The organism is Vreelandella halophila (assembly GCF_009856365.1).
GTDB classification, from domain to species: Bacteria; Pseudomonadota; Gammaproteobacteria; order Pseudomonadales; family Oleiphilaceae; genus Halospina; species Halospina utahensis_B.
Genome location: NZ_WMEX01000005.1, coordinates 121,249 through 134,909, shown reverse-complemented (window position 1 = coordinate 134,909; position 13,661 = coordinate 121,249). Strand labels below are relative to the sequence as shown.

Genomic DNA, 13,661 nt, shown 5'->3' with positions numbered 1-13,661 from the left:
CAGGTCAGAGTTGCTTCACGAAAATCCGGGAATTGCGACCTGTGTCATAGCCTCGGCGTTTTTCCGGTGGCAGGGCATCCGCGCCAACCAGTTCAAAGCCGCGCTCCGCAAACCAGTGTGAGGTCTGCGTGGTCAGGACGAACAGCTCGCCCAGCCCTTCCGCCCGAGCGTGGCGTTCGGCCATGGCAAGCAGACGGTCGCCGCGTCCTCCCCCCTGGTAGTCCGGGCTCACGGCAAAGCACGCCAGCTCCATCATGGCACTGGATGGATAGGGGTAGAGGGCAGCGCAGCCAACCACCCGGCCGTCGCGCTCGTCCACCAGGAAACGGTCAACCTCGGTCTCGATCAGATCCCGGGGGCGGCTGACGAGAATGCCCCTGGCCTCCAGCGGCTGAATCAGTTCCTGGATGCCACTGATGTCCTCCGGCGTTGCGAAGCGGATGTGCTCGTAGTCGTCGTCGGTCACCAGGGTACCGAGACCATCAAGGGTGAACAGTTCCTCCAGCAGTGCGCCTTCACGCCCATAGCTGATGATGTGCGCACGGCGGACATTGCGGTCGCAGGCATTAGCCGCGGCATCGAGCCCGGCCGCGTCGTCCTCGCCCAGATGGCCTTCGCTGAGCAGCTCCCGGGCACGGGCAACGCTGATTTCCCGCATGAGCTCACCGCTGGCATCCGGGATGCCACTGCGACCACTGAACAGGATGAGCTTATCCGCCTCCAGTGCCGCCGCGGCTTCCCCGGCCACCTCCTCGTGGGAGAGATTGAAGGCATCACCGGTGGCGGAGTAGCCCAGCGGCGGCAGCAGGACCACCTGCCCCAGCGACAGCTGCTCACGGATACTGGTGGCGTCCACCCGGCGTACCCGCCCGGTGTAGCCGTGATCCACGCCCCCGATCACGCCGATGGGACGGGCAGTCAGCCAGTTGCCGCTGGCCACCCGGATCTGGGCCCCATGCATGGGCGAATTGGCCACTCCCATGGAAAGGTGGCTTTCCAGCAGCGCCCGAACCCGACCAACCGCCTCAAGTACCAGCGGCAGCTGGGTTTCCGTGGTCACCCGCAGCCGCCCCTGGTAACCGGAGGTCTCACCCGCCTCATCCAGGCGCTCGCGGATCTGCGGCCGCGCCCCGAAAGCTACCACCAGCCGCACCCCCAGACTCGCCAGCAGGGCGATGTCATGGATGATGGTGGTCAGGTTCGGATGCGCCAGCGCGTCACCGCCCAGGGTGATGACAACCACCCGGCCGCGATGGGCATTGATGTACGGCGCGGAATGGCGGAACCAGTACAGCCAGTCTTGGTCACTCACCCCGGATCTCCTCCCTTGGCGCAGCATTGTTCGATCAAGCCGGTCAGTATAGTCACCATGGGCTCGATCTGGGAGAGGGCCAGGAATTCATCCGGCTGGTGGGCCTGGTCAATGGAGCCCGGCCCCAGCACCAAGGTCTCCATGCCCAGCTGCTGCAGAAAGGGCGCTTCGGTGGCGAAGGCGACGCCTTCCGCCGCATGCCCTGTGAGCCGCTCACAGATCCCCACCAGCCGGGCGGTTTCCGGTTCCTCAAACGGAGGGACCCCGTCAAACAGGGGTTCAAACGTGCAGCTGAGGCCCCGCTGCTCTGCCACCGGCCCCACCCGCTCCAGGATGCCCCGACGGAGCGCCTGGGGATCCATCCCCGGCAGCGGGCGCAGGTCAAAGTGAAGCTCGCATTCCGCACAGATACGGTTGGGGTTGTCGCCACCATGGATATGGCCGGGATTCAGGGTCGGGTAGTCCACCCGGAATCCGGGATGGCGATGATTCCTCTGCAGCTCATCCCGGTACGCCAGAATGCGCGTGAGTGCCTCATTCATCCCTTCCAGGGCATTGCGCCCCAGCGCGGGGTTGGAGGAGTGGCCGGACTGCCCCCGGAACACGAGCCGTTCCATCATGATGCCCTTGTGCATGCGCACCGGCCGCAGTTCCGTGGGCTCGCCGATCACCGCATGCCGTGCCTTCGGGCGACCGGCTTCAATCAGTGCCCGGGCCCCGCCCATGGCACTCTCCTCGTCCGCCGTGGCCAGAATCACCAGCGGTTCCGCCAGGTCCTGCCCGCGCGTGCGCCAGGCCGCCTCCAGCGCCAGGGCGAAGAAGCCCTTCATGTCGCAGGTACCGAGGCCGTACCAGCGGTCATCACGCTCGGTAAGCGCGAAGGGATCACTCTGCCACCGCTGGTCATCGAAGGGCACAGTGTCCGTATGGCCGGAGAGCACCAGTCCGCCCGGCCCTTCACCTCGTGTGGCGATCAGGTTGAACTTGCCCGGCGCTCCCGGCACGGGCATGGTCTCCACCCGGAAATCCAGCTCCCCCAGCCACTGGGCCAGACGGGTGATCACCGCTTCATTGCTGCGGTCCCACTCCGGGCTCACACTGCTGATCGAGGGCATGGCAACCAACTCGCCAAGCATTCCCCGGATATCCGGAATCGGCCGCTGCATATCAGTTCTCCCGTGAGTCGGATGCCGACGGAATCGGCTGCATCTTCCCGAGATCCGGGTTCAGGAAGTCCTCCAGCCCCGGTCCGCTGTCGCCATCGGATATCGGCCGGCCCATGTCATCGGCACGCCGCCACACCTCAAACCGCTCGACGTCTGTTACCGGGAAGGGCGCCACCACGGAGCCGCCCTCCAGGGTCCGCCGTATATGCAGCTGCTCCTCCTCCAGGGCCACGAGCTGCCCTTCCACCTTCCGGCCCGAGCTCAGCCTGAGGCGTACACGGCGGTCGATCCAGGCACCGGCTCGCTCCGTATCGGACTCGCGGAAGGCCGGCTCCGGGGCGGGCTCATCCATCTGCACCAATGGGGCGCGCTCCGTCTCCTCCGGCGGGTCGCTGGGTTCACTCAGGCTGAACCCGATGTCGTCCAGCTCGCGGCCGTTATGGACAACCTGCAGCCCCGTTGTCTCACGCCACTGCGCCGCCGAGACTCCGTTCCCGGGCCAGCCCTCGCCAGCCAGCGCCCATGTGAAAGCCAGCTCGCCTCCCTCAAGGAGCCATTGCCGGTAGAGTTCGGTAGTGGCCTCGGTTGGCGCCAGGCCCTGACCGGTCATGGCCTGGTTCCAGTGACTGGAGGCGCGGCTGACCCATTCCCCGACCGGTTCATCCTCCGCTGCCGCACAGAAAGAGGACAGGCGCCGCATCAGCCCGGCATCCCGGACGACCAGTTCCGCCTTCCGCGGGAAGGCCGGGACACCACTCCCGCCCGAGACCACCGGCACCTTGAGGTCGTCCGCCTGCCAGAGCAGGGAAAGACTTCCAAGACGACCGGCATCCATTTCCGCCCGGTAGCGGTATTCGCCGGAACCATTCCCCGTGTGCTGGAGCTCGATGTCACCGCTGATCCGGTCCACACCCATGCGCAGCAGATCCGCGGGCGTCAGCGCCGGCTGCTCACCGCAGCCGTGGAAGTGCAGGGGGTGGTGCTTCAGCGAAAGCGCCCGACGACTGCGGGCCCAGGGCCGGAAAAGGTCCGGCTCGACCACCAGCTCCATGTCATCCACACGCAACTGCCACCGGGAAGGCTGCTCGCCCCCCAGAAGCCAGGCCGGCAGTGCCAGCATCCCGGGTGTTTCCAGAGTCACCTGTTTGACGCGTACCGGCCGGGTGATGTCGAACCAGTGCCACCGCACCCCCTGGAGCGTCACGCGGCCATCCCAGGTTGGGCGGACCGCGTCCCAGTGGAGATTGCCCCAGGGGCTGACAGCATCCTCCAGTTCCGAAGCGGCTGTCCGTGCACCGTACCAGAGCGTCGTGTACCAGGCGCCTGCGGCCAGGAACAGCAGAATCACAAGGGCGCCGAAGATTCGTTTCATGGTCGACCATCCGGGGTCATGGCGTGGCAGAACGTGCTGATCATCGTATCGTACCTGATCAATTGGCGATAATGCGGCAACCGTCGCACAAACCGGCCCTCTGCTGAGGCAAAAATTATGGAATTCACTATAGTAGGGGCAGGAGACAGATGATAACTGTCACCGATGATCAGGAGGCGCCATGAACGCGCACCAACACCCGGGCCGGACGTTCATCCGGCATCCCATCGACATGCCGATTGACGTGAAGCCACGTGAAGGCGAGCACTACCTTGAGGAGCTGCGCAACCTCAGCCTCGGTGGGGTTGCGTTCTCCTCAAAGCAGCCATGGCGCGGGGGCACGCCGATACGCATTACCATCAGCTGCTGCACACCCGCCGCCAGCATGGATGGCCATGTCGCCTGGTGCGAAGCCTGTGGTGATCACTATGAGGTGGGTGTCGCATTCGAGGACAGCGCGGACGCCTACCGGATGCGGCTGGTGGAGCAGGCCTGCCATATCCAGCAGTACCGGCTGGATCAGGTGGTCCATAACGCGCGTTACCTGACCCTGGACGAAGCCGCCGCGGAATGGATCCAGCAGTACGCCCCCTACTTCGCCCCACTGGAGAAGGGAACCTTCAGGTCCGCGTGATCAGGGTGCCGACGCCCTCGTCCGTGAAGATCTCCAGCAGCGTGGCGTGCGCCACACGCCCATCGATGATGTGGGCGGAGGTCACCCCGCCTTTGACGGCATCCAGCGCACACTGGATCTTGGGAAGCATACCGCCCTGGATGGTGCCGTCCGCGATCAGCTCGTCCACCCGTTCGGCGGTGAGCCCGGTCAGCACATTGCCCTCTCTGTCCTGAAGCCCTGCCACATTAGTCAGGAGAATGAGCTTCTCCGCCTGCAGCGCCTCGGCCACGTGACCGGCCACGGAGTCGGCGTTGATGTTGTAGGCCTTGCCGTCATCACCCACGCCAATGGGCGCGATCACCGGAATCACGTCACTGGCGGTGAGCATGTTGATGACCTCGGTGTTCACGGACACCACCTCGCCCACATGCCCGATGTCGACGATCTCCGAGCGGGTGACCTCCGGGGAGGGGTCCCGGACTTCCAGCTGCCGTGCCCGGATCAGGCTGGCGTCCTTGCCGGTCAGGCCGATCGCACGCCCACCGTGCTGGTTCATCAGTGACACGATCTCCTTGTTCACCCGGCCCCCCAGCACCATTTCGACCACATCCATGGTCTCGCTGTCGGTCACGCGCATGCCGTTGATGAACTCGGAATGGATCTCCAGACGCTCCAGCAGCTCCCCGATCTGGGGACCACCGCCGTGGACGATGATGGGATTCATGCCCACCAGCTTCATCAGGACGATGTCCCGCGCGAAGCTGTTCTTGAGCTCTTCGTTCTCCATGGCATTGCCACCGTACTTGATGACGATGGTCCTGCCGGTGAAGCGCTGGATGTAGGGCAGGCCCTTGCTGAGTACCGAGGCCACCTGCATGGCTGTGTCACGATCCATGGTCATGGAATGCTCTGTCTCCTGAATGCTCAGAACGGAATCTTCAGTGACGGCTCCGCCCTGCCAAGCTGCTCCCGGAACACACCCTTGATGCGCTCCAGTGCCTCAACGTTCTGCGCTTCGAAACGCAGCACCAGGTTGGGCGTGGTGTTGGAGGCACGGCACAGCCCCCAGCCATCCGGGTAGTCCACACGCAGGCCGTCAATGTCGGTAATACTCGCCTCGCCGAAATCACCGCCGCTGGCAAGGCGCTCGATCAGTGCGAACTTGTCGTCATCGGCAACCGCCAGGTTGATCTCGGGGGTGCTTTCATCCTCGGGGAATTCCTCGAAAATGGCGTCCGCCTCACGGTCCTCGATCCCAAGGATCTCCAGAAGGCGGGCGGCAGCGTAGAGGCCATCATCAAACCCGTACCAGCGCTCGCGGAAGAAGATATGCCCGCTCATCTCACCCGCCAGCAGCGCACCCATCTCCCTCATCTTGCCCTTGATCCAGGAGTGGCCAGTCTTCCACATGACCGGACGACCACCGTACTCGTTCACCACACTGGCCAGACGGCGAGAGCATTTGACGTCATAGATGATGTCAGCACCCGGGTTGCGCGAAACCACATCCCGCGCGAACAGCATCAGGAGGCGGTCCGGCCAGATGATCTTGCCGCTGTTGGTGACCACACCCAAACGGTCACCATCCCCATCGAAGGCAATACCCAGGTCCGCGCCTTCCTTCTTCACGGTCTGGATCAGGGACTCGAGATTCTCCGGTTTTCCCGGATCCGGATGATGGTTGGGGAAATCACCATCCACGTCACAGTACAGCGGCGTCACCTCGCAGCCGAGCTCGCGGATCAGCTCAGGGCCGAGTTCGCCGGCCACACCGTTGCCGGCATCAACAACCACCCGCAGCGGCGCGGCCACGGCAATGTCGCCAACGATGGTATCAAGGTAGGCCTTGCGTACATCGCGCTCACTGAGCTGCCCCTGACCCTCCTCCAGCTGATGGTTGCGGATCCGGCTCAGCAGGGCCTGGATGGCATCCCCCGCCAGGGTATCCCCCCCGAGCATCATCTTGAGGCCATTATACTCCGGCGGGTTATGACTGCCGGTGATCATCACACCGGAGCCGGTCTCCAGGTAGTGGGTGGCGAAATACAGAACCGGTGTCGGCACCCGGCCGATACTGATCACATCCACGCCCGTTGCCAGAATGCCTCGCGTCAGCGCTTCAGCCAGATCCGGGCTGGAGTGGCGCCCATCGTAGCCCACGCAGATGCTCTGCTGCTGGCGGCTCAGGGCCTCGCTGCCGATGGCGCGACCGATGGTCTCAACAATCTCCGGGGTCAGGCTGTCGCCCACCACACCCCGGATGTCATAGGCCCGGAAGATGGACTCCGGAACATCCACTGTCACCGCCGCACTTTCTTCAAGACCCATGCTGCCTCCGCTGCTGTCACTGCCTCCGAGTCCGAGCACGTCCTCGTCACCGTCGAGCATGTCAATGTCGAGCGCATCATCCCCGAACAGAGGCTCACTGTCACTATCGGATTCCCCTGCGGTCTCGGCCGCCGGGGCTGTTGAGGGCGCCGTTGCCGCGTCGCCCGGTGCGGCCTTCCTGGCGCCGGCACCGCCCGTGCTGGCGGATGCGGAGGGGCGCTCCCGTGCCAGCCGCTGCAGGGTCTCGGCCAGAGCCCGCGCGGCAGGGATACGCAGCTCCGGCGGCTTCGCCCGCTCACCCGCAAACGCTTTCTGGGCCCACTGACTAAGGCCGGACACATCCTGCCGGAGCTGCTTCTGGAGCTGACCGAACACCAGCCATATGCCCGCCAGGATGACCACCGCCACGACAGCCAAAACGCCCCAGAGCGCCACAGGCGCGACCAGTTGTGGTGCCCCGGAAGTGGGCACATAGCGCACCGACCAGCCACTGACAGAGAGATCCCGGGCCACGCCTTCGCCCTGGCCGCTGCCGCGGGCAAAGACCGACACATCACGCCCGTCCACCCGCTGACTCAGTACCACACGGCCCTCCAGAACCCCGGCCGCCGAGAGCACCGGATCCATCACCGAATCATCAAAGATCACCAGCAGGCTGCCACCACCGGTGCCGCCAACCGGCGCCGCGATCTGCACAAACCAGCGGTCGTCCCGCTGGAAGGCATCCATCCGCGTATCGCCTTCACGCTCGGCCTGGCGTGCCAGATCGATACTGGCGAAGCCCAGCTCCCAGCTGCGGTCCTCGGGCTGGCTGACATCGCCGGGTTCAAACAGGAAAACGGCTTCCGCAGCGGGCAGGGTGTCCTGGAGGATCCGTGCGGCGTCCTCCCGGTCATCACTGCCACTGGTGGCAGTCCGGATGGATTCCTGGGCCGCAAAGGAGGCAACCACGTCGTGAAGGTAAGTCAGATGCTGATCAAAGCGCGCCTTGAGCACATCCGCCTGCTCCCGGGTATTGCTCTGCTGGACTTTCTGCTCAGCCGGCGCGACCAGGAAGAAGCTGATCAGAACCCCTGCAAGGGCCAGCCCGGCCATGGCCACCAGCGACTGCAACACTGGTACCCGGGAGAGGGAAAATGAACGGGCATCGGCTGATTCGGATTCCGGCCCTGAAGCGGCCTTTCTGAGTCGGAATTTCATGGTGTCATCCTTGGGTCTGGGAGGGCTCTGGAGGCCAGTATAGATGCCTGCCCGATGATTGCATCCTACTACTGGCCACCGGTGGAACCGAAACCACCCTCGCCACGTTCGGAAGCACTGAATGTCTCAACCACCTGGAAATCGGCCTGGACCACGGGCACCACCACAAACTGTGCGATACGGTCACCGGGATCGATGGTGAAGGTGGTATGGCCGCGGTTCCAGCAGGAGACCATGAGCTCACCCTGATAGTCCGAGTCGATCAGACCGACCAGATTCCCCAGCACAATGCCGTGCTTGTGCCCCAGGCCCGAGCGCGGCAGGATCATGCCCGCCAGGCCCGGGTCGGCAATATGCACGGCCATGCCAGTGGGCAGCAGCTCGGTCTGACCCGGCTCCAGCGTCAGCGGTGTCTGAAGGCAGGCCCGCAGATCCAGGCCGGCGGATCCCTCCGTGGCATAGTCGGGCATGGGGATGCTGTCGCCCAGGCGCTCATCAAGGATCCGGACTTCTATGGATTGGTTCGCCATGGCAGGCAGGTGCTCCTCGTTAGGATTGGGGTAAGCGGTTGCTCTGGTGTGACTGGAAAAGGCGGATCAGGTCCCGGGCCAGTTCGCGTTTCGGGCGTGCCTCGAACCGCTCGCTGCCATCCGCCCAGAACACCTCAACCGCATTGCTGTCACTGTTGAAGCCGAGCCCGGGCGTGGCGACGTCATTGGCCACGATCAGGTCCAGCCCCTTGCGGGTGAGCTTGTCGCGGGCGTACTCGGCCACGTTGCGGGTCTCGGCGGCAAAGCCGATGGTCAGCGGCCGCTGTTCGGTGAGCGCCGCCACGCCGGCCAGGATATCCGGATTCTCTGCCAGTTCGATCACAGGAGAATCGGTACCAGCCTCTTTCTTCATCTTCTGGTCGGCCACCGCCACAGGCCGGTAATCCGCCACAGCGGCCGTGGCGATGAACCAGTCCGTGCCGGCCGCAACCGTCTGATCCACCGCCGTCTTCATTTCCTGTGCGGAGGTCACATCGAGACGCGTGACGCCCATCGGCGTGGACTGCTCAACCGGGCCGGCAACCAGGGTCACGTCCGCCCCCTGTTGAGCAGCTGCCTCCGCCAGGGCAAAGCCCATGCGGCCGGAACTGTGGTTGGAGATATAGCGGACCGGATCCAGCGCCTCGCGCGTGGGGCCGGCGGTAATCACAACCCTCAGCCCCGCCAGCGGCTGCTCCTGCAGGGCAGCCACCTCCTGCACCAGCACCGCCGGCTCCAGCATCCGCCCCGGTCCGGTGTCGCCACAGGCCTGATCCCCGGCTTCCGGGCCCCAGAGCCGGAACTGGGGATCCGCCGCAAGCAGGCTCCGGTTGCGCTGGGTACGGGCATTGCGCCACATCGCCTGGTTCATGGCCGGAGCCAGCGCGATCTGGGCCTCAGTAGCGAGGCAGACGGTCGTGAGCAGATCATCCGCCAACCCGCAGGCCAGTTTCGCCATGATGTCCGCCGAGGCGGGCGCCACCAGCACCAGCTCCGCCCACTTCGCCAGCTCGATGTGGCCCATGCCGGCTTCCGCATCCGGATCCAGCAGGTTCTCGCGCACCGGGTTGCCGCTCAGGGCCTGGAAGGTGAGCGGCTGCACGAAGGCTCGCGCGCCGCCGGTCATCACCACCTGCACCTCATGCCCCTGGCGGCGCAGCTCACGTACCAGCTCTGCGCTCTTGTAGGCGGCGATGCCACCGGTTACGCCTAGAAGAATCCGTTTGCCCACTGTCGCCTCTGGGTGCTGTTTTGTCGTCAAAGATACCAGATCCCGAGGCGGTATTGGCAGCGGGAAGTGGTGACGCTAGACTCAAGGCTGACCGCCTGGAGGGCGGTGCCCTGAAGGATCAGGAACCATCAGCGAAGGAGCCGCCATGTCACTGAAAGACCTCCCTGTTACCGAACGCCCGCGGGAAAAGCTGCTGCACCTGGGCCCGGACAGCCTCACGGATGCGGAACTGCTGGCCATTTTCCTGCGCACGGGCAGCGCCGGCCGCCCGGTCATGACCCTCGCCCGCGAGCTGATCAGCGATTTCGGCAGCCTGCGCGCGCTCACCGGCGCCTCGGCGGAGCGCTTCTGCCAGACGCCGGGCCTGGGCACCGCCAAGTTCGCCCAGCTGCAGGCCGCGCTGGCTATGGCCCAGCGGGTCATGGAATCCCCCGTCACAAACGGCGAGCCCCTCACCTCACCGGCCGCCACCCGGAGCTACCTGAAGTCGAAACTGGTGACCCGCCACCATGAGGTGTTCGCCTGCCTGTTCCTGGATACCCGCCACCGGGTGATCCGCTACGAGGAGCTGTTCAACGGCACCATCGACGGCGCGGCTGTCTACCCCCGGGAGGTGGTGCGGCGGGCACTGGAGACCAACGCCGCCGCGGTGATACTGGCGCACAATCACCCCTCCGGCGTGGCCGAGCCCAGCAGTGCGGACGTGAACCTCACGGAACGCCTGCGTTCCGCGCTGGGCCTGATCGATGTGCGGGTTCTGGATCACATGATTGTGGGGCATAATGAGGTCACCTCGATGGCGGAAACGGGCCACCTCTGAGAACGAAAATCTTTGCGTCAACCGGCCTTTTCTGGTATAAAACCGGCCTTTTCCGGGAGCGTCAGGCGCGAGCCGTCAGCGGGTGCAACGAAGGCTGCGGGGCACCACCGGGCGCGGGATTCGATTTCAATCATTATGACCAACGCTCAGTTGGAGGCCGAATATGTCCAGAGTCTGTCAGGTGACCGGTAAGCGCACGGCCACCGGTAACAACGTTTCACACGCCATGAACCATCGCAAGCGGCGGTTCCTGCCCAATCTGCAGACCCACCGTTTCTGGGTGGAAAGCGAGAAGCGCTTCGTGAAGCTGCGCGTCTCCACCAAGGGTCTGCGCACCATCGACAAGAAGGGTATCGAAACGGTCCTGCAAGACCTGCGTGCCCGCGGCGAGAAGGTCTGAGGAGAACATCATGCGCGAGAAGATCAAACTGGCTTCCAGTGCCGGCACAGGTCATTTCTACACCACGACCAAGAACAAGCGGAACACCCCGGACAAGATCGAGATCAAAAAGTACGATCCGGTTGTCCGTAAGCACGTTCCGTACAAGGAAACCAAGCTGAAGTAAGCGGGTTTCCGACTGCCCCACTACCGGTGGGGCACTCCTTTCTAGTTCTCCATATCCTCCAGAGCCGCGGCATGATGCAGGAATGCCTGTCGTATCTGGCTCCGCAACTGTTCATCATCCCAGGGTTTGGTCAGGAACTTGTAGATCGCCCCTCGATTGACCGCGTCGGTCACGGAATCCAGGTCGGTATAGCCTGAAAGGACAATGCGGATGGTGTCCGGATAGAGCTCCTTGACGCGACTCAGGAAATCAGTCCCCGTCATCTCCGGCATGCGCTGATCCGACAGAACCACCTGGAATTCATACAGGGCAAGCAGGTTCAACGCCTCCTGCGCCGACGTAACCGTGTGGATCTCATACCCATCCCGCCTGAGGAGCCGCTTGAGCGATCTGAGGATATTGGGCTCATCATCAAGGATCAACAATCGCCGGCTGGCCTGATCGCCTGGCTCACGCCCGTTCACCTCGGCTAGCGCCTCCCGGGTCTCCGCGCTCAGCTCATGGGTTCGTAACTGTTCAAATGGCATGGGCGGCCCCGGCAGAAAGCCCTGCACCAGATCGCAGTGATTGCGAAGCAGGAATGCCAGCTGATAGCGATCCTCAACCCCCTCCCCCACAACCTGCAGGTTCAGCTTGTGGGCTAGCGCGATGACGCCCCGCGTGATCGCGGCATCGGCACTGTCCGAGACAATATCGCGGACGAAGGAGCGGTCGATTTTGATCCTCGAGGCGGGAACCTGCTTGAGGTAGTTCAGGCTCGAGAAGCCGGCACCGAAGTCGTCGATCATCAGGCCAATTCCCAGGGTACGGATCTCATCAAGGGCCCTGCGCACCGGTTCGTCAAACGACAGGAAGGTGGATTCAACCAGCTCCAGGTTCAGGCAGGCGGGTTCAAGGCCGGTGCTTTCCAATACGCTTTTCACCGATGAGACCACATCGCCACGCACAAAATGGTTGGGTGAGATGTTCACGGAAACCCACAGCATCCGGCCGGTTTCTTCCATGAGCCGATTGAGATCCGTGCAGGCCCGCCTGAGCACCCAGTCCGTGACCTCAACCATGAGGCCGCTGGTTTCGATCGCCTGAAGAAAGTCAGCCGGAGACAGCATGCCCTGCTCCGGGTGGTGCCAGCGCAGCAAAGCCTCGATGCCGACGACCTCCTGGCTTCGCGCCTCCACAACCGGCTGATAATAGAGCTCAAACTGCTGCTCGCTCAAAGCGTGCTGCAGCTGATTGTGAAGCTTGAGGGTCCATTCCACCTCTTCAGCGAGCAGAATACTGTACCACCGGTAGCTACCACCGCCACACTGCTTGGCATTCCTCAATGCCAGACTCGCATGGCTCATCAGTTCATCGGCGCCCGCGACATTCTCGCCAGTCCACGCGATACCGGCACTGGCGGTCACAAAAAGCTCCTGCCCTTCCAGCCGGAAGGGAATGGACAGCACCGACACCACGGAATCCACCAGCGAACTCACATCATGGCTACCCAGAACCTCGGTCTGGAGAATGGCGAATTCATCCGCACTCAGACGCGCCAGCAGATCACTGCGCCCAAGCAGTGGCGTTACCCGGTCCACCACAGCCTTGAGCAGCTGATCAGCAGCCCCGGCTCCGAAAGTGGCGTTAATCGCCTTGAAGTTATCAATATTGAACAGCGTCAGTGCCACGGCGTGCCGGTGATGCCCCGACTCCTCGCATGCCTGGCCGACACGGTTCCTGAACTGCTCAAAATTGGGAAGCCCGGTCAGGCCGTCATAACTGGTGCGATAGGCCAGTGCCGATTCCGCATCCATGCGCGCGGACACATCATTGATGACCCCGATATAATGGGTGATGTGACCGCCATTCTCACGCACCGGTGAAACCTGGAGCTCGTTTGAGAAGCGTGAGCCATCCCTGCGGTAGTTGCGCATCTGCACAAGCGCCGGTTTGCCGGCCCGAATGGCCATCCTCACCTGGTCCACCCCGGGCTGCTTGCGATCACTGCCCTGAAGAAAACGGCAGTTACAGCCGTGGACTTCCTCCGGCTCATACCCGGTAATCCGGGAAAAGGCCTGGTTGACATGAACGATGGGCATGTCATCGGCGCGAGCATCCACAATAACGATGCCGTTGGCGCTGGCTTCAACGCAGGCCTGAAACAGGGTTGAATGCTGCCACAGCCGGATCTCATTGAGCAGCTGCCCCAGCACCCGGCGCAGGAGCCCATCATCCCCGCCGGGCTCCGGAAGGCACCTCAGATTAAAGCGCTCCTCCAGACTTTCCGGCAGCGCACTGGCGCCCAGAATCAGGAAGGCGGTTGCCTGGTTTTCCGCAACCAGCTCGTCCGTCAGGATACGGGGAGATTCTGCCGGGTCATCCCCATTCCCCCCCAGGACCACAAGATCAACCCCCCCATCATCGAGAAGCCCTATCAGCGACTCCCCGCTCAGCGCTGACGTCATCTCTGCACCGGGAAAACCGGCTCGCGCACAGGCTCTGGCAAGGCGATCGGCTTCAGGGCCTTCAAGGCCCCAG

General features: G+C 63.7%; 12 protein-coding genes. 4 read left to right on the top strand and 8 right to left on the bottom strand.

Annotated elements, in window-relative coordinates; all coding sequences use genetic code 11:
- Positions 1-4: 4 nt before the first annotated feature.
- Genes argA through GLW01_RS10300 form a run of 3 tightly spaced genes read right to left on the bottom strand, consistent with a single transcriptional unit; the run spans position 5 to position 3,850 of the window.
- Positions 5-1,312 (bottom strand): amino-acid N-acetyltransferase, encoded by a 1,308-nt coding sequence (gene argA, locus GLW01_RS10310; RefSeq protein ID WP_151439855.1) that lies wholly within the window; start codon positions 1,310-1,312, stop codon positions 5-7.
- Positions 1,309-2,478: an acetylornithine deacetylase gene (gene argE / locus GLW01_RS10305; RefSeq protein ID WP_151439854.1), complete on the bottom strand. Its 1,170-nt coding sequence runs from the start codon at positions 2,476-2,478 to the stop codon at positions 1,309-1,311. The genes argA and argE overlap by 4 nt, the downstream gene beginning before the upstream one ends.
- Before the next feature lies 1 nt (position 2,479).
- On the bottom strand, positions 2,480-3,850 hold the full coding sequence (locus tag GLW01_RS10300) for a hypothetical protein (RefSeq protein WP_160898988.1): 1,371 nt from the start codon (positions 3,848-3,850) through the stop codon (positions 2,480-2,482).
- A gap of 181 nt (positions 3,851-4,031) precedes the next feature.
- Between GLW01_RS10300 and GLW01_RS10295 the strand changes: the two genes are divergently transcribed.
- The gene (locus tag GLW01_RS10295; protein ID WP_151439852.1) at positions 4,032-4,484 is read left to right on the top strand and encodes a PilZ domain-containing protein; all 453 of its coding nucleotides are present in this window, start codon (positions 4,032-4,034) and stop codon (positions 4,482-4,484) included.
- Here GLW01_RS10295 and argB read toward each other — a convergent pair.
- The 4 genes from argB to coaBC all read right to left on the bottom strand — a co-directional run bounded on the left by argB (position 4,471) and on the right by coaBC (position 9,785).
- Positions 4,471-5,367: an acetylglutamate kinase gene (argB, locus tag GLW01_RS10290; RefSeq protein ID WP_151439851.1), complete on the bottom strand. Its 897-nt coding sequence runs from the start codon at positions 5,365-5,367 to the stop codon at positions 4,471-4,473. The two genes, GLW01_RS10295 and argB, sit on opposite strands and share 14 nt — an antisense overlap.
- 23 nt (positions 5,368-5,390) lie before the next feature.
- A complete protein-coding gene (locus GLW01_RS15810) occupies positions 5,391-7,994 on the bottom strand; it encodes a phosphomannomutase/phosphoglucomutase (RefSeq protein WP_160898987.1) in 2,604 nt (867 codons plus the stop codon).
- A gap of 68 nt (positions 7,995-8,062) precedes the next feature.
- Positions 8,063-8,524, bottom strand: a complete 462-nt coding sequence (gene dut / locus GLW01_RS10280; protein WP_151439849.1) for a dUTP diphosphatase — start codon at positions 8,522-8,524, stop codon at positions 8,063-8,065.
- A gap of 19 nt (positions 8,525-8,543) precedes the next feature.
- Positions 8,544-9,785 (bottom strand): bifunctional phosphopantothenoylcysteine decarboxylase/phosphopantothenate--cysteine ligase CoaBC, encoded by a 1,242-nt coding sequence (gene coaBC, locus GLW01_RS10275; RefSeq protein WP_202405669.1) that lies wholly within the window; start codon positions 9,783-9,785, stop codon positions 8,544-8,546.
- A 115-nt stretch (positions 9,786-9,900) separates the two neighbouring features.
- Here coaBC and radC point away from each other — a divergent pair, with 115 nt between their 5' ends.
- From radC to rpmG, 3 genes are all read left to right on the top strand, one after another.
- Positions 9,901-10,575, top strand: coding sequence for a RadC family protein (radC, locus tag GLW01_RS10270; RefSeq protein ID WP_151439848.1), 675 nt, complete (start codon positions 9,901-9,903; stop codon positions 10,573-10,575).
- 163 nt (positions 10,576-10,738) lie between these two features.
- A complete protein-coding gene (gene rpmB, locus GLW01_RS10265) occupies positions 10,739-10,975 on the top strand; it encodes a 50S ribosomal protein L28 (protein ID WP_077529634.1) in 237 nt (78 codons plus the stop codon).
- A gap of 10 nt (positions 10,976-10,985) precedes the next feature.
- Positions 10,986-11,141 (top strand): 50S ribosomal protein L33, encoded by a 156-nt coding sequence (gene rpmG / locus GLW01_RS10260; protein WP_077529635.1) that lies wholly within the window; start codon positions 10,986-10,988, stop codon positions 11,139-11,141.
- A gap of 41 nt (positions 11,142-11,182) precedes the next feature.
- On the opposite strand, the gene GLW01_RS10255 is transcribed toward rpmG, so the two are convergent.
- Positions 11,183-13,588, bottom strand: a complete 2,406-nt coding sequence (locus tag GLW01_RS10255; protein ID WP_160898986.1) for an EAL domain-containing protein — start codon at positions 13,586-13,588, stop codon at positions 11,183-11,185.
- Positions 13,589-13,661: the final 73 nt, after the last annotated feature.